Here is a 16,405-nt window from a genome sequence, read left to right on the forward strand (position 1 = left end):
GGGAGCTTGCTGGTGGTTCGCACTGGTCACAGGGGCGCTCAAACTTAGGTTTTTACATGCTTAGGTTTGAGCGCCTATCAGGTCTAACTCCGACAGGAGCCAATCCGTGAAAGACTTATTAAAGTTTCTGAAAGCGCAAACTAAGACCGAAGAGTTTGATGCGATCAAAATTGCTCTGGCCTCGCCAGACATGATCCGTTCCTGGTCATTCGGTGAAGTTAAAAAGCCGGAAACCATTAACTACCGTACGTTCAAACCAGAACGTGACGGCCTTTTCTGCGCCCGTATCTTTGGCCCAGTAAAAGATTACGAATGCCTGTGCGGTAAGTACAAGCGTTTGAAACACCGCGGTGTTATTTGTGAGAAATGCGGCGTTGAAGTGACTCAAACCAAAGTACGCCGTGAGCGTATGGGTCACATCGAACTGGCTTCTCCGACTGCGCACATCTGGTTCCTGAAATCGTTGCCATCCCGCATCGGTTTGCTGCTGGATATGCCATTACGTGACATCGAACGTGTACTGTACTTCGAATCCTATGTGGTTATTGAAGGCGGTATGACCAACCTGGAACGTCGTCAGATCCTGACTGAAGAGCAGTATCTGGACGCGTTGGAAGAGTTTGGTGATGAGTTCGACGCGAAGATGGGCGCCGAAGCTATTCAGGCCTTGTTGAAAAACATGGATCTGGAAGCAGAGTGCGAGATCCTGCGCGAAGAATTGAACGAAACAAATTCTGAAACCAAGCGTAAGAAGCTGACCAAGCGTATCAAGCTGCTGGAAGCGTTCGTACAGTCTGGCAACAAGCCAGAGTGGATGATCCTGACTGTGCTGCCTGTGCTGCCGCCAGATCTGCGTCCATTGGTTCCGTTGGATGGCGGTCGTTTTGCGACTTCTGATCTGAACGATTTGTATCGTCGCGTGATCAACCGTAACAACCGTCTGAAACGCCTGCTGGACTTGGCTGCTCCGGACATCATCGTGCGCAATGAAAAGCGTATGCTGCAAGAAGCAGTAGATGCATTGCTGGATAACGGCCGTCGTGGTCGTGCGATTACCGGCTCTAACAAGCGTCCGTTGAAGTCACTGGCTGACATGATCAAAGGTAAGCAAGGTCGTTTCCGTCAGAACTTGCTGGGTAAACGTGTTGACTACTCAGGCCGTTCGGTTATTACCGTTGGCCCATACCTGCGTCTGCATCAGTGCGGTCTGCCGAAGAAAATGGCTCTTGAGCTGTTCAAACCGTTCATCTACGGCAAGCTGGAATTGCGTGGTCTTGCTACCACCATTAAAGCCGCCAAGAAGATGGTTGAGCGTGAAGAAGCGGTTGTTTGGGATATCCTGGATGAAGTTATCCGCGAACACCCAGTGCTGCTGAACCGTGCACCAACCCTTCACCGTTTGGGTATCCAGGCGTTTGAACCGGTTCTGATCGAAGGTAAAGCAATCCAGTTGCACCCACTGGTTTGTGCGGCATATAACGCCGACTTCGACGGTGACCAAATGGCTGTTCACGTACCGCTGACACTGGAAGCTCAGTTAGAAGCACGTGCGTTGATGATGTCTACTAACAACATCCTGTCACCAGCGAACGGCGAGCCAATCATCGTTCCTTCTCAGGACGTTGTATTGGGTCTGTATTACATGACCCGTGACTGTGTTAACGCCAAAGGCGAAGGCATGGTACTGACTGGCCCGAAAGAAGCTGAGCGTATTTATCGCGCCGGCCTGGCATCTCTGCATGCGCGGGTAAAAGTCCGTATTACCGAAGAAATTCGTAATACCGAAGGCGAAAGCACTTCGCGTACCAGCATTATCGATACGACTGTAGGCCGTGCTATTTTGTGGATGATCGTCCCGAAAGGCCTGCCTTACTCTATCGTTAACCAGCCGCTGGGCAAAAAAGCTATCTCCAAGATGCTGAACACTTGTTACCGCATCCTGGGCTTGAAGCCAACGGTTATCTTTGCTGACCAGATCATGTACACCGGTTTTGCTTACGCAGCACGCTCAGGCGCCTCTGTAGGTATCGATGACATGGTTATCCCAGAAGCGAAAGCAGGGATCATCGAAGAAGCTGAAACTGAAGTTGCCGAGATCCAGGAACAGTTCCAATCCGGTCTGGTAACAGCAGGCGAACGTTATAACAAAGTGATCGATATCTGGGCCGCGGCTAACGAACGTGTTGCTAAGGCGATGATGGATAACTTGTCTGTAGAAGATGTTGTCAACCGTGACGGCGTTGTTGAACAGCAAGTGTCATTCAACAGCATCTTTATGATGGCCGACTCCGGTGCGCGTGGTTCTGCGGCACAGATTCGTCAGCTGGCAGGGATGCGTGGTCTGATGGCTAAGCCAGATGGCTCGATCATTGAAACGCCAATCACCGCGAACTTCCGTGAAGGTTTGAACGTACTTCAGTACTTCATCTCAACCCACGGTGCGCGTAAAGGTTTGGCGGATACCGCATTGAAAACTGCGAACTCTGGTTATCTGACCCGTCGTTTAGTTGACGTGGCACAGGATCTGGTCGTAACCGAAGACGATTGTGGTACCCATAACGGTATCGTGATGACCCCGGTTATCGAAGGTGGTGATGTTAAAGAACCACTGCGCGATCGCGTTCTGGGTCGTGTGACCGCTGAAGAAGTTATCAAGCCGGGTACGGCTGATATTCTGGTTCCACGTAACACCCTGTTGGACGAAAAATGGTGTGATCTGTTAGAAGAAAACTCCGTCGACAGCGTTAAAGTTCGTTCAGTAGTAAGCTGTGAAACTGACTTTGGTGTGTGTGCAAACTGCTATGGTCGCGACCTGGCACGTGGTCACATCATCAACAAAGGTGAAGCGGTTGGTGTTATTGCAGCACAGTCCATCGGTGAGCCGGGTACCCAGCTTACGATGCGTACGTTCCACATCGGTGGTGCGGCATCTCGTGCGGCAGCAGAGTCCAGCATTCAGGTTAAGAACAAAGGCAGCTTGAAACTGAGCAACGTCAAGTTCGTTACCAATGCAGCGGGCAAGCTGGTTATTACTTCTCGTAATACCGAGCTGAAACTGATCGACGAATTCGGCCGTACTAAAGAAAGCTACAAAGTGCCTTACGGTGCTGTAATGGCTAAAGGCGATGGCGCAGAAGTCCAAGGCGGCGAAACCGTTGCTAACTGGGATCCGCACATCATGCCAGTTGTGACCGAAGTGAGCGGTTTCATCCGCTTCGCGGACATGATTGACGGCCAGACCATTACACGCCAGACCGACGAACTGACTGGTTTGTCTTCTCTGGTGGTATTGGACAGCGCAGAGCGTACCGGTAGCGGTAAAGACCTGCGTCCGGCACTGAAAATCGTTGATGCCAAAGGCGACGACGTATTGATCCCAGGTACTGATATGCCTGCTCAATACTTCCTGCCAGGTAAAGCGATTGTACAGCTGGAAGACGGTATTCAGATCGGTGCGGGTGATACCCTGGCGCGTATTCCTCAGGAATCAAGCGGTACCAAGGATATTACCGGTGGTCTGCCACGTGTTGCTGACTTGTTCGAAGCACGTCGTCCGAAAGAGCCTGCAATCCTGGCTGAAATCAGCGGGATCATCTCGTTCGGTAAAGAGACCAAAGGCAAGCGCCGTCTGGTTATCTCACCGTTGGATGGTAGCGATGCATACGAAGAGATGATTCCGAAATGGCGTCAGCTCAACGTGTTCGAAGGTGAAATTGTAGAACGCGGTGACGTGGTTTCCGATGGCCCAGAATCTCCACACGACATTCTGCGTCTGCGTGGCGTTCACGCGGTAACTCGTTACATCACCAACGAAGTGCAGGAAGTTTACCGTCTGCAAGGCGTTAAGATTAACGATAAACACATCGAAGTTATCGTTCGTCAGATGCTGCGTAAAGGCACCATCGTTGATGCAGGTAGCACCGACTTCCTGGAAGGCGAGCAGGCAGAAATGTCTCGCGTTAAAATCGCTAACCGTAAGCTGGCAGCTGAAGGCAAAATTGAGGCTACGTTCACACGTGACCTGCTGGGTATCACCAAGGCATCCCTGGCGACCGAGTCCTTCATCTCTGCGGCTTCGTTCCAGGAAACCACGCGCGTTCTTACTGAAGCGGCAGTTGCCGGTAAACGTGATGAACTGCGTGGCCTGAAAGAAAACGTCATCGTGGGCCGTCTGATCCCAGCCGGTACCGGTTACGCTTATCATCAGGATCGTATGCGCCGTAAAGCACAGGGTGAAGCACCAGTAGTTCCGCAAGTGAGCGCGGACGAAGCGACTGCTAACCTGGCTGAATTGCTCAACGCTGGTTTTGGTAACAGCAAAGACTAATCTCTTTGTTCGTCACCAACGTAAAAACCGCTCCTTTCGGGGTAATGCCAGTCAGTTAAGCAACTGACTGGCATTTTTGTTCCTGGCTTTTCCATATTTATACGGCCTTTCCTTCACCACCCTCGGGAAGGCTCTTTCTCTTCTTATCGGTAACTTCACCATCTGCGCCATGCTCTCCATATCCCGCATCAGTTCCGGGATGCGACCTGGTGAAGCTCCCTGTAGCGTCATCCGCATCACCATCCCGCACGATTCTGAGAAGCTCAGCTGATTCGGCCAGTATCCTTTCAGCGCTCCCGCCATCTTAATCATCTGATAACGCACCAGATTATAGGCCAGCAGCACTCCCCATAGCTCCTGCTCAACAAGCTCCGGCTTTTTACTCCGCAGCGTCAGTCTGCTCAGTTGCATTGTCTGCTTGATTTCCCGGTGTCCGGCATAAGTCTGGCGCGGGAAGGCGGTATCGTTCTCTGGCGTATCTGGTGTTCGCCAGACCACGCCATCCACGGCCAGCAACGTCAGACCGCACCAGTGAGGATGGGTGACGGAGCCATGCCACAGCTGCGCCGTTTGTGAGAATACCCGGCGAACAGCCTCGCTTCCCAGCCTTTGCCGTGCCTGGATAACGGCGCTGGGGGCCACGAAGGGGCGATCGCCCGGCAGCATGATATCCAGCCGGTTAACGATTTGATGAAGAGGTTCTTTACGCTCGAGTGCCATCCCGACAATGCACCAGACCATCATTTCCAGCGGCAGGCGGCGCTTGCGCAGAGTCACCGTGCCGGATTCGGCAAGACAACGGGAGATGAGCTGGGGGTCGAGGTAATCTCCCAGTGTGGTCAGTGGGTTACGCAGTGAGTCGTAGCGGGAAACGAGATCAAGAGCCTGTCCGATGTGCATAAAAAAATCCGGAAACGAAGAACATTTCCGGATTCTTACACAACCACTGGATCGGTCAACCGATCCTTAACTGATCGGCATTACTCCTTTCGGGGCGGTTTTTTTTGCTTATTTTTCAGAAAGAAAGCACGAAGTTTATTGGGATATGCGCCCAAAATGACGATCCCAATCCTTCCATACGGGTTGTAGCCCTGCCAGCGTTAGTGCCTGAGCCACCTGCTCAGGCGTTCGATTATCATGGGGGGCAAATTGCTCTAGCTCTGGATGGTTATCGGCATATCCGCCCGGCTGCGTTTTCGACCCCGCACTGACATTATTTATCGCCAGCGGAATCACGTTATCGCGGAAGAACGGTGATTCACGAGTCGAGAGTGATAGTTCCACATCCGGTGCAAACAGGCGGAAAGCACAAATCAGTTGCAGCAATTGTGGTTCGCTCATCAGAGAAGCGGGCGCAATTCCCCCGGCACACGGGCGTAAACGTGGGAATGAAATTGAGTAGCGACTCTGCCAATAAGTTTGTTGCAGGTAAAACAGATGCTCCGCCAGCATGTAGCAGTCGGTGCGCCAACTGCTCGACAAGCCAATCAACGCACCTAATCCGATCTTATCGATCCCCGCTCGTCCCAGGCGATCAGGCGTTGCCAGCCGCCAGTGAAAATCTTGCTTATGCCCGCGCAAATGATGTTGCTGATAAGTCGCCGGATGATAGGTTTCCTGATAAACCATCACACCGTCTAATCCCAACGTTTTTAACTCCGCATACTCCTCTTGTGCCAATGGTTGAACTTCCATCATTAGCGAGCTGAATTGATTGCTGATAGTTGGAAAATGACGCCGGAAATAATCCATTCCCACTTTTGCCTGATGCTCACCGGTGACCAGCAGTAAGTGTTCGAAGCCCAGTGCTTTGATGGCTTCACACTCACGGATGATTTCAGTTTCATCCAATGTTTTGCGCTTGATGCGATTGCTCATCGAAAAACCGCAGTAAGTACAATCATTGGCGCACAGATTGGAAAGATAAAGCGGCACATAAAAACTGACGGTATTGCCAAAACGCTGGCGCGTCAGCTGTTGGGCTTTCTGCGCCATTGGCTCCAGATAAGCCAGTGCCGCGGGCGAAATCAACGCCATTAAATCGTCGCGATTCGGTTTGACGGCATTAATGGCCCGCTCAACATCAGCGGCGGTTTTACTGTTGATGCGCAGAGAAATATCATCCCAATTCAATTGCTGCCAGCGCTGGCTGAACCCTTCAGACATGATTTTCTTCCTCAAGCTGGCTAAGAAAACCGGTCAGTGGGCTGGTGGCTATTGCCCTATCAAATTGTCGGTTGCCCAGCCCTGCCTGACACGCCAATTCGCCAGACTCTACCGCTAAGCGAAATGCATGAGCCATTTTTACCGGTGAGCGAGCAACAGCAATCGCGGTATTGACCAGCACGGCATCAGCGCCTAGTTCTATAGCTTCAAGTGCATGGCTTGGCGCACCAATACCGGCATCAACCACCACGGGCACTTTGGCCTGCGCGATAATAATTTGCAGAAAGTCGCGGGTACGTAAGCCCAAATTTGAGCCAATCGGTGCACCCAATGGCATAACGGCAGCGCAACCTGCTTCTTCCAGCCGCTTGCACAATACTGGGTCTGCGCCGCAGTAAGGAAGAACCACAAATCCCTCTTTCACCAGAATTTCGGCGGCTTTCAGAGTTTCTATTGGATCGGGCAGCAAATACTTCACATCCGGATGAATTTCCAGTTTTACCCAATGGGTACCCAGTGCTTCGCGCGCCAGACGGGCAGCAAACACAGCTTCTTGAGCCGTTTTAGCGCCAGAGGTATTCGGCAGTAAGCGCACGCCTAGCTGGCGCAACGGCGCAAGAATGGCATCGTTCCCTGCCCGCAAATCAACCCGTTTCATCGCCATAGTAATCAGTTGTGACCCTGAGGCGCGTAGTGCTTCCAGCATCAATTCAGCCGTGGCAAATTTGCCCGTACCGGTAAATAAACGTGAGGTAAAAGTGGTATCGGCGATCTTCAGCATGTCAGCCCCCGGCAATCGCTTGGAATAGCAAAATGTTATCACCCGCGTGTAACTGGCATTTTTCCCAGTCAGGGCGAGGGACGATGACCTGATTGACCGCCAGCGCTGTTCCCGGCTGATGGCGGTTCAGTTGTTGGAGCAATTTTTCAACGGTTATGGTGCATTCCACCTCAAGTGGCTGATCATTAAGCACAATGTTTATATGATTACTCTTCACTGTGAGCCTCCACAGGCAGGGCAATGCTCCGCTCGCGTCAGTTGCAAGGTGCTCCAGCTTTGCTGCTTGCCATCGAATAAGCGCAATTTCCCACTCAGTGCCGACGGCAGCCCAGCCAATATCTTGATGGCTTCCAGTGCTTGCAAGGTACCAATGACGCCGACCACCGGCCCCAATACGCCAGCAGTACGACAATTACGCTGCGGCAATTCCTTATCGGGATAGAGGCAGGCGTAGCAGCCTTGAGAATAAGGCGGTTCAATCACCAGCAGTTGCCCGCTGAATCCCACGGCACTGCCGCTGATTAAGGGCTTTTGTGCGGTGATACAGGCTGCATTTACCTGATGGCGGGTTGTCATGTTGTCACTGCAATCGAGCACCAAATCAGCGTTTGCCACCGCATCAGCCAGTGCCGCATCTGTCAGCCGTATATCGAAGCTGACAATCTCAACCAGCGGATTAAGATTTTGCAAATGACGCTGGGCTAACCGCACTTTAGTTTGGTTACTGGCAGAGGTCTGGTTGATATCGGTGGTACGATACAGGATTTGGCGCTGTAAATTGCTCAGATCCAATTGGTCATCGTCAGCCAGTAATAATTTGCCGATACCAGCGGCCGCCAAATAGAGCGCAGCAGGTGAACCAAGGCCGCCCAGACCGATAATCAGCACACAGGCACTTTTCAGTTTCAACTGGCCCTCTGGGCCAATATCTTCCAGCAACAACTGGCGGCTGTAGCGCAAGAATTCACTGTCACTCAGCTCATGCTTGTTTATCATCGCTCAGCTCCTTGCCCTCAATCAGACGTAGTAATTGTGCCGTGGCTTGCTGCCAATCCTCAGCTTGAGTAATGGCGCTAACGACAGCCACACTGCCCACGCCGGCAGCCAATACGGCGGGGACTCGCTCAATACTGATGCCACCGATAGCGACGGTGGGGTAGTCCGGTGTGTTTTCCACCATCTGTTTGAGCACCGCCAGCCCTTGAGGGGATGACGGCATTTGCTTGGTTTGTGTGGGGAAGATATGACCCATTGCGATGTAAGAAGGCCGCACCGCTTTAGCTATCGCCAGTTCGCGCTCATCGTGAGTAGATACCCCGAGCCGCAATCCGGCTTGTTGTATGGCGGCCAAATCAGTGGTCTCCAAATCTTCCTGCCCCAGATGCACCCCGTAAGCGCCATGCTTAATCGCCAGTCGCCAGTAATCATTAATAAATAAGCGTGCTTGATAGCGTTTGCCCAATGCAATTGTGGCAGCAATATCCTGTTCTACCTGAGCATCATCTAAATCCTTGATACGTAATTGGATAGTGGTTACCCCTGCCGCCAGCAGGCGTTCTATCCACAGCACAGAATCGACGACCGGATACAAGCCAAGGCGCTGTTCAGTCGTCGGAAAACCCTTCTGGGCCGAGAAGATAGGTGTATCAGATGGTTTCATTATCAGCCTCCGCTTTCAGATTCACCGGGCTGAGATACAACTCACTGCCACGAGAGCGGAACTCGGCTGACATCTGATCCATACCCGATTGCAGTACTTCAATGGGTTGAGCTGCGGCCTGTTCTTGCTTGGCTGCATAATCTCTCACTTCTTGCGAAATCTTCATCGAACAGAACTTCGGCCCACACATAGAACAAAAGTGAGCGACTTTGCCAGATTCTTGCGGCAGGGTTTCGTCGTGATAGGCCCGTGCTGTTTCAGGATCAAGCGCCAGATTGAACTGATCTTCCCAGCGGAATTCAAAGCGAGCTTTTGACATGGCGTTATCGCGGATCTGCGCGCCGGGGTGGCCTTTGGCCAAATCAGCGGCATGAGCGGCGATTTTATAAGTAATAAGCCCTTGTTTTACATCTTCTTTATTAGGTAAGCCAAGGTGCTCTTTCGGTGTGACATAGCACAACATGGCGCAGCCAAACCAGCCAATCATCGCCGCCCCGATACCGGAGGTGAAATGGTCATAGCCGGGGGCAATATCCGTGGTCAACGGGCCTAAGGTATAAAATGGCGCTTCGTGGCAATGCTCCAACTCTTCGGTCATATTGCGGCGAATCATCTGCATTGGCACATGCCCAGGGCCTTCTATCATCACCTGCACATCATATTCCCAGGTAATTTTGGTCAATTCTCCCAAGGTATGCAGTTCGGCAAATTGGGCTTCATCATTGGCATCCTGTATAGAACCAGGGCGCAAACCATCACCAAGTGATAATGAAACATCATAGGCGGCACAAATTTGGCAAATTTCGCGGAAATGCTGGTACAGGAAGTTTTCCTGATGATGAGAAAGGCACCATTTCGCCATAATCGACCCGCCACGAGAGACAATACCGGTCAGCCGTTTGGCGGTCATCGGTACATAGCGTAGCAGTACGCCAGCATGAATGGTGAAGTAATCGACACCTTGTTCAGCCTGCTCTAGCAAGGTGTCGCGGAACATTTCCCAGGTGAGGTTTTCTGCCACCCCATTCACTTTTTCCAGCGCTTGATAGATGGGGACCGTGCCAATAGGAATCGGGCTATTACGCAGTATCCATTCACGGGTTTCATGAATATAGCGGCCAGTGGACAAGTCCATCACGGTGTCAGCACCCCAGCGGGTAGACCACACCAATTTTTCCACTTCTTCCTCAATGGAAGAGGACACAGCAGAGTTACCGATATTGGCGTTCACTTTCACTAAAAAGTTACGACCAATAATCATTGGTTCAGATTCGGGGTGGTTAATATTTGCTGGAATGATGGCTCGCCCCGCAGCGACTTCCTGTCGGACAAATTCTGCGGTGATATTATCGGGCAGATGTGCACCAAATGATTGGCCCGGATGCTGCTGGCGCAAAACTTCGCCGCGAATACGTTCACGCCCCATATTTTCTCGCAGTGCAATGAACTCCATTTCTGGGGTGATGATCCCTTGGCGAGCGTAATGTAATTGAGTAACACATTTGCCTTTGACGGCTTTCTTCGGGCGAGGAAGGTGCTCAAAACGCAAATGATCCAAACCTTCATCAGCCAAACGTTGTTGGGTAAAACCAGAGCTAACGGAAGTCAGTGCCGCGGTATCCTGACGATCGGCTATCCAGCTATCGCGCAATTTGGGCAAACCAGCATGGACATCCAGTTTCGCGCTGGGATCGCCATAAGGGCCGGAGGTGTCATACACCGGAATGGCTTCGTTATCTTCATAGTGAGGTGAGTCTTTGCCGCCGCCGATCAATGTTGGGCTGAGTTGGATCTCGCGCAGTGGCACTTGAATATCGGGTCGTGAGCCTTGCAGGTAAATACGTTGTGAGTTGGGGAAAGTGACACCTTGCAAGGTATCAATAAACTGTTGAGCTTCCTCACGTTGCGCTTTACGTGGGCGGGATGGATTCTTAGTGGTGATATTATTAGACATAGCAATTCCTACCAATGTGGTTATAGATCCAATGTGGTTTATCGGGAAAATTGCTTGTCTGGAGCTTGGCGGGAGTAACGATGTTGGCCAGTGACCGGCTGCCACCTGTAAGGGGAATGCCGGGCCTGTAGCGATAAATTACTCTTGTTCCCTTCGCGGGTATTAACCCGATCAGGTTCCGCGGATCCCGAATTAACGGTCTCAGCCTGCGTTTGCTTTCGTAAGAAAACAGGTGCTAGGCACTCCGACAAGAATCTTCAGTATATACCCTTCTTACTTGAAATTGCAGCGGTGTTAGCTACGTTCATTCACCCGAATCACTTACCTGTGTAAGCTCATCGGAATTCATTCACTTGCTGCCTACCTGCAATCTCAATTACTTTGGGTATTGAGGTTGAATTAAAACTACAAGCCCGTGCTGATCAGTGGGCTATTTTACCTGCCCTGCTTGAATAACTGGCTTGGCGGCTTGCCATGACTCGGCAGCCCATTGAATAAGTTGATCTTCCAGCCGAAAACGAGCATCAAGCGCTTCACCGATATCGGATAAAGCTTGTTGAAACTCGGTACAGCTATCGTCATCGATCTCAATGTTTGTATAACGATCATGGAATGCCATGATAGTTTGAGTGTTATTTTTTAAAGCGGGATAAACTTTGGTCGTCAGAGCCATTTTCGGGCTGGACGCACCTTCTACCTGTTTGATAATTCGATCGTAGATATGGAAGTGCCCGGAGGAGAGATAATCCACCAGATTGTGGCAAAAGTTCTCCAGCGCTTTTTCATTAAGCGGGGTATGCTTTCCTTTTTGTGGCTTAATACCGATCACTGTGCAATACGAGACTAAAAGTTCTTTACGTGCATGAAGCCATTGATCAATTAATTCATTACTGCCGCCAACGCGTTGAGTCAGGCTTTCTAGTCGGTTAAGCATGAGATCGACTCCGTGAAGTAATAATGGGTTACAAAAATGTAACAAGCCGGATTCTAGATTGCCAGTGAAGTCGAGGTTGTGCAACAACGATATGGAACTACAACTTACAGGTAAAGAAAGTGGCTGGTGGATTGTCAGCCATGAAAACAAATTATGGTTACCAAAAGGGGAGTTACCACAAGGTAACGCGGCCAATTGGTCATTACAGGGCGCGACCGCCAGGCAGATTGGTGAATGGCAAGGGCAGGCGGTTTGGCTGATTCGCCAGATGATGTCTACGGATATGGGGTCAGTGCGGCAATTACTGGATGTCGATCGCGGTTTGTTCCAATTGGCGGGCCGTGGCGTGCAATTAGCTGAGTTTTACCGCTCTCACCGCTATTGTGGCTATTGTGGGCATCAAATGCATGCCAGCCGTACTGAGTGGGCTTGTCTGTGCAATCACTGCCGTGAACGTTATTACCCACAAATTGCCCCGTGCGTGATTGTTGCCATCCGTCGCGGTGATGAGATTTTATTGGCACAACATGTTCGCCATCGTGGTGGTATTAACACGGTGTTAGCCGGGTTTGTCGAAGTGGGGGAGACGTTGGAACAGGCGGTGTCCCGCGAAGTACTGGAAGAAAGTAATATCCACATTAAAAACCTGCGCTACGTGACATCGCAGCCGTGGCCATTCCCGCATTCATTGATGATGGCCTTTATGGCGGAGTATGACAGCGGTGAGCTGCGACATGACCCTAAAGAGCTGCTGAATGCCGGTTGGTATCGCTATGATCAATTACCATTGTTGCCACCACCAGGCACCGTGGCACGTCGCTTGATTGAAGATACCGTCGTATTATGCCGCGAAGAGCAGTTCGACGACGGAGAATAGCTAAAAACCGCTTTTAGCTGCCGCAGGAAAGTATTATCTGGCATGCTACAATGCGTGCGGATAATCAAGGGAGCTTTATCATGAATGAGTTGAAAAACGATCGCTATCTGCGTGCTTTGCTACGCCAGCCGGTAGATGTCACTCCGGTGTGGATGATGCGCCAGGCTGGTCGCTATTTGCCAGAGTATAAAGCCACCCGCGCTATTGCCGGAGATTTTATGTCGCTGTGCAAAAATGCTGAATTGGCCTGTGAAGTGACGATGCAACCATTGCGTCGTTATCCGCTGGATGCGGCGATTCTGTTTTCCGACATTCTGACCATTCCTGATGCTATGGGGTTGGGGTTGTACTTTGAAACCGGCGAAGGCCCGCGTTTTCAATCTCCGATTACCTGCCGGGCTGATGTTGAAAAACTGCCCATTCCCGATCCAGAACAGGAATTGGGCTATGTTATGAACGCGGTGAGAACCATTCGCCGTGAGCTGGCCGGTGCGGTGCCATTAATTGGCTTTTCCGGCAGCCCGTGGACATTGGCGACTTATATGGTTGAAGGTGGCAGTAGTAAGGCCTTCACCAAACTGAAGAAAATGATGTATGCCGAGCCGCAGACTTTGCATTTGTTGCTGGATAAATTGGCTGACAGTGTCATTTTGTATCTCAATGCTCAAATCAAAGCTGGCGCGCAATCTGTGATGGTCTTTGATACCTGGGGTGGGGTACTGACCGGGCGTGATTATGCAGAATTCTCCTTGAATTATATGCATAAAATCGTCGATGGCCTGATTCGCGAAAATGACGGGCGTCGAGTGCCAGTAACCTTATTTACTAAAGGTGGTGGGCAATGGCTGGAAGCGATGGCCGCGACCGGTTGTGATGCTTTGGGGCTGGATTGGACTACCGACATTGCCGATGCGCGCCGCCGGGTAGGTGACAAAGTTGCTCTACAAGGCAATATGGACCCTTCAATTCTTTATGCGCCTGCTGCGCGTATCGAGGAAGAAGTCAGTACAATTCTGGCCGGTTTTGGTCAGGGTGAAGGGCATGTATTTAATCTGGGCCACGGTATCCATCAGGATGTCCCACCAGAACATGCGGGTGCTTTTGTGAAGGCAGTCCATGCATTATCAAAACCTTATCACCAAAAGTAATCAATCTATAGACAGGGTGGCAGATGGTAGACACCAAAGCGTTACGGGCAGAACAGCTGCAACGCGCATCTGAAATTAGCCTTCAAGATGATATCGCAAGTGAGTCAGTGCGCTTTATCGCGGGAGCAGATGTTGGTTTTGAGCAGCAGGGGGAAGTGACCCGTGCTGCTATTGCCGTTTTACGTTACCCCTCGCTCGAATTGGTGGAATATCAGGTTGCCCGCGTGGCAACTTCACTGCCGTATATCCCCGGTTTACTCTCTTTCCGTGAATATCCTGCATTATTAGCCGCTTGGGCGCAGATACAACAACGGCCTCAACTGGTTTTTGTTGATGGGCAGGGGATAGCGCACCCTCGTCGTTTAGGGGTTGCCAGCCATTTTGGCTTACTGGTAGATGTCCCGACCATTGGTGTTGCCAAAAGTCGTTTATGCGGGAATTTTGAGCCATTGGGCGACGATAACGGCGCATTGCAGCCTTTGGTTGATGCCGATGAGCAGTTAGGTTGGGTATGGCGCAGCAAAAGCCGTTGTAATCCCTTGTTTATTTCACCGGGCCACCGGGTGAGTGTTGGCAGTGCGTTAGAATGGGTTCGCCATTGTATGGCGGGGTATCGGTTGCCGGAGCCGACCCGTTGGGCAGATGCGATTGCTTCAAACCGTCCGCAATTTCAGCGGTGGGTGCGGAAAAATCCTGATTTGCTTGGCAACCATAGGGATATGATTTAATTTCGGGTACACTGCCGCGCAGATAATGAATAACGAGAACTCATCATGATACGTAATCCGATTCATCTACGTCTCGAAAAGCTGGAAAGTTGGCAACATCTGACTTTCATGGCTTGCTTGTGCGAGCGGATGTATCCCAACTATCAGCAATTTTGCCTGGAAACCGAGTTTGGTGATCCGGCCGTTTACCGACGTATTCTGGATCTTATCTGGGAAACTTTGGTGGTAAAAGACGCTAAGGTTAATTTTGATAGCCAATTAGAGAAGCTGGAAGAGGCAATTCCTTCTGCTGATGACTATGCTATTTACGGTGTTTACCCTGCCATCGATGCCTGTATTGCTTTAAGTGAAGCTATTCATTCACGTTTGAGTGGCGAAACTTTAGAGCATGCTATCGCCATCAGCGAAACGTCAATCCGTACCGTTGCGATGTTGGAAATGACATTGGCTGGCAAAGAAATGACCGATGAAGAGCTGAAAATCTTGCCCGCGATTGAAGAAGAATGGGATATCCAATGGGAGATTTTCCGCCTGTTAGCCGACTGCGAAGAGCGCGACTTGGATCTGATTAAAGGGTTACGTTCTGACCTACGGGAAGCGGCTGTTAGCAACATTGGCATAAATTTAACGCAATAAGGCAAGAAAACGTGATTTAACGCCTGATTTGTCACGTCTTAAGGCTTCACATCTGCCCCCTGTCTGTTCTACATTTGGGGGGCGAAAAAAAGTGGCTATCGGTGCGTGTATGCAGGAGAGTGCTGTCAATCGGCATATCCGTCGCACTCGATGCTTTGCAAACGATAAACACACTGTAAGGATAACTTATGAATAAGACTCAACTGATTGACGTAATCGCGGACAAAGCGGACCTTTCTAAAGCTCAAGCAAAAGCGGCTTTGGAATCCACACTGGCTGCAATTACCGAATCTCTGAAAGAGGGTGATGCAGTACAATTGGTTGGTTTTGGTACCTTCAAAGTAAACCATCGTAATGAGCGCACTGGCCGCAACCCACAAACCGGTAAAGAAATCAAAATTGCTGCAGCTAATGTGCCAGCGTTTGTTTCTGGTAAGGCATTGAAAGACGCTGTTAAATCTTAATAGTGTGTCAGTGAAAATAATAAACGGGGGGGTGGCAAAGCCCCTTTTGTTTATGCAGCGGGTGCTGATGACCCTCGGTCTAGCCTTTGGTCTCAGCGCCTGTAGCAGTCAGTCCGGCTCCCCTCAATTCAGTGCCAGCGGTTATATCGCCGACAGCGGTGTAGTGCGTTTATGGCGTCAGGATAATGCACAACAGCAACCACAAGTGCTGATGAGCGTTTACAGCCCCTACTCCGGGGGGAACACTCGCGTGACTTTTTACGAATATCAACATGGCGTATTGCGGGAAATCCGGCGTAATGACTTGGGTGATGATCCACAAAGTGTCGAGTTACGTTTTGATGAGCAAGGGCAGGTCAGTTTTATGCAACGCCAACTAGCAACACGGCGTGAGCAACTCTCGGTTGATAATATTGCCGTTTATCAATTGGAGGCTAAGCGGATTCTGGAACTGAGCAGCGCACTGCGCGCCGGTAACGTTCAGTTAATTCAGGGGCGCTGGCAAGATGGCATCGTGACAACCTGTGCTGGGAAAACGTTGCGCCTGAGTCTTGATGATAATTCGCAAGCATGGTTGAGTAAACGGGGCGCAAATAGCGCAGAACCATTGGGTGTCGCGTGGCTTGATTCATCGGAAGGACAGCAATTGCTATTGGTTGCTAATCAGGACTTCTGCCGCTGGGAGCCGAAGGCCGGTAGTCTATAAGGCCGAAAGAAGTAGGGCACAGCA

The 16,405-nt window shown here is 50.8% G+C and carries 15 protein-coding genes and 1 riboswitch; of the genes, 7 read left to right on the forward strand and 8 right to left on the reverse strand.

Annotation, left to right across the window (positions count from 1 at the left end; all coding sequences use genetic code 11):
- The first annotated feature begins 106 nt into the window (after window positions 1-106).
- Window positions 107-4,327: a DNA-directed RNA polymerase subunit beta' gene (gene rpoC / locus FGL26_RS17475; protein ID WP_005175699.1), complete on the forward strand. Its 4,221-nt coding sequence runs from the start codon at window positions 107-109 to the stop codon at window positions 4,325-4,327.
- Between the two features lie 51 nt (window positions 4,328-4,378).
- Here rpoC and FGL26_RS17480 read toward each other — a convergent pair whose 3' ends face one another.
- The 8 genes from FGL26_RS17480 to rsd form a co-directional block, all read right to left on the reverse strand.
- Entirely contained in the window at window positions 4,379-5,227 is an 849-nt protein-coding gene (locus FGL26_RS17480) for a transposase domain-containing protein (protein WP_032912914.1), read from the reverse strand.
- A gap of 135 nt (window positions 5,228-5,362) precedes the next feature.
- The gene (gene thiH, locus FGL26_RS17485; RefSeq protein WP_005175689.1) at window positions 5,363-6,493 is read right to left on the reverse strand and encodes a 2-iminoacetate synthase ThiH; all 1,131 of its coding nucleotides are present in this window, start codon (window positions 6,491-6,493) and stop codon (window positions 5,363-5,365) included.
- Window positions 6,486-7,274, reverse strand: coding sequence for a thiazole synthase (locus FGL26_RS17490; protein ID WP_005175687.1), 789 nt, complete (start codon window positions 7,272-7,274; stop codon window positions 6,486-6,488). The genes thiH and FGL26_RS17490 overlap by 8 nt, the downstream gene beginning before the upstream one ends.
- Before the next feature lies 1 nt (window position 7,275).
- Window positions 7,276-7,491: a sulfur carrier protein ThiS gene (gene thiS, locus FGL26_RS17495; protein WP_005175685.1), complete on the reverse strand. Its 216-nt coding sequence runs from the start codon at window positions 7,489-7,491 to the stop codon at window positions 7,276-7,278.
- On the reverse strand, window positions 7,488-8,270 hold the full coding sequence (locus tag FGL26_RS17500; protein WP_005175682.1) for a HesA/MoeB/ThiF family protein: 783 nt from the start codon (window positions 8,268-8,270) through the stop codon (window positions 7,488-7,490). The genes thiS and FGL26_RS17500 overlap by 4 nt, the downstream gene beginning before the upstream one ends.
- Window positions 8,254-8,934 (reverse strand): thiamine phosphate synthase, encoded by a 681-nt coding sequence (gene thiE / locus FGL26_RS17505; RefSeq protein ID WP_005175680.1) that lies wholly within the window; start codon window positions 8,932-8,934, stop codon window positions 8,254-8,256. Before thiE ends, FGL26_RS17500 begins: the two co-directional genes overlap by 17 nt.
- Window positions 8,921-10,888, reverse strand: a complete 1,968-nt coding sequence (thiC, locus tag FGL26_RS17510; RefSeq protein WP_005175678.1) for a phosphomethylpyrimidine synthase ThiC — start codon at window positions 10,886-10,888, stop codon at window positions 8,921-8,923. The genes thiE and thiC overlap by 14 nt, the downstream gene beginning before the upstream one ends.
- Window positions 10,889-11,019: 131 nt before the next feature.
- Window positions 11,020-11,145: riboswitch (TPP riboswitch) on the reverse strand.
- Between the two features lie 173 nt (window positions 11,146-11,318).
- Window positions 11,319-11,822, reverse strand: coding sequence for a sigma D regulator (rsd, locus tag FGL26_RS17515; protein ID WP_005175676.1), 504 nt, complete (start codon window positions 11,820-11,822; stop codon window positions 11,319-11,321).
- 91 nt (window positions 11,823-11,913) lie between these two features.
- Between rsd and nudC the strand changes: the two genes are divergently transcribed.
- From nudC to FGL26_RS17545, 6 genes are all read left to right on the forward strand, one after another.
- Entirely contained in the window at window positions 11,914-12,699 is a 786-nt protein-coding gene (gene nudC / locus FGL26_RS17520; RefSeq protein ID WP_005166081.1) for an NAD(+) diphosphatase, read from the forward strand.
- 80 nt (window positions 12,700-12,779) lie between these two features.
- Window positions 12,780-13,847: a uroporphyrinogen decarboxylase gene (gene hemE / locus FGL26_RS17525; protein ID WP_005175675.1), complete on the forward strand. Its 1,068-nt coding sequence runs from the start codon at window positions 12,780-12,782 to the stop codon at window positions 13,845-13,847.
- 23 nt (window positions 13,848-13,870) lie between these two features.
- Window positions 13,871-14,575 (forward strand): deoxyribonuclease V, encoded by a 705-nt coding sequence (gene nfi / locus FGL26_RS17530; RefSeq protein ID WP_005175674.1) that lies wholly within the window; start codon window positions 13,871-13,873, stop codon window positions 14,573-14,575.
- A gap of 45 nt (window positions 14,576-14,620) precedes the next feature.
- Complete coding sequence (locus FGL26_RS17535) at window positions 14,621-15,211, forward strand: YjaG family protein (protein WP_005166074.1); 591 nt, start codon at window positions 14,621-14,623, stop codon at window positions 15,209-15,211.
- Between the two features lie 188 nt (window positions 15,212-15,399).
- Entirely contained in the window at window positions 15,400-15,675 is a 276-nt protein-coding gene (gene hupA, locus FGL26_RS17540) for a nucleoid-associated protein HU-alpha (RefSeq protein ID WP_005166072.1), read from the forward strand.
- A gap of 52 nt (window positions 15,676-15,727) precedes the next feature.
- Window positions 15,728-16,381, forward strand: a complete 654-nt coding sequence (locus tag FGL26_RS17545) for a DUF1481 domain-containing protein (RefSeq protein ID WP_005175673.1) — start codon at window positions 15,728-15,730, stop codon at window positions 16,379-16,381.
- Window positions 16,382-16,405 lie beyond the last annotated feature (24 nt).

The sequence above is a fragment of the Yersinia enterocolitica subsp. enterocolitica genome (assembly GCF_901472495.1).
GTDB classification, from domain to species: domain Bacteria; phylum Pseudomonadota; class Gammaproteobacteria; order Enterobacterales; family Enterobacteriaceae; genus Yersinia; species Yersinia enterocolitica.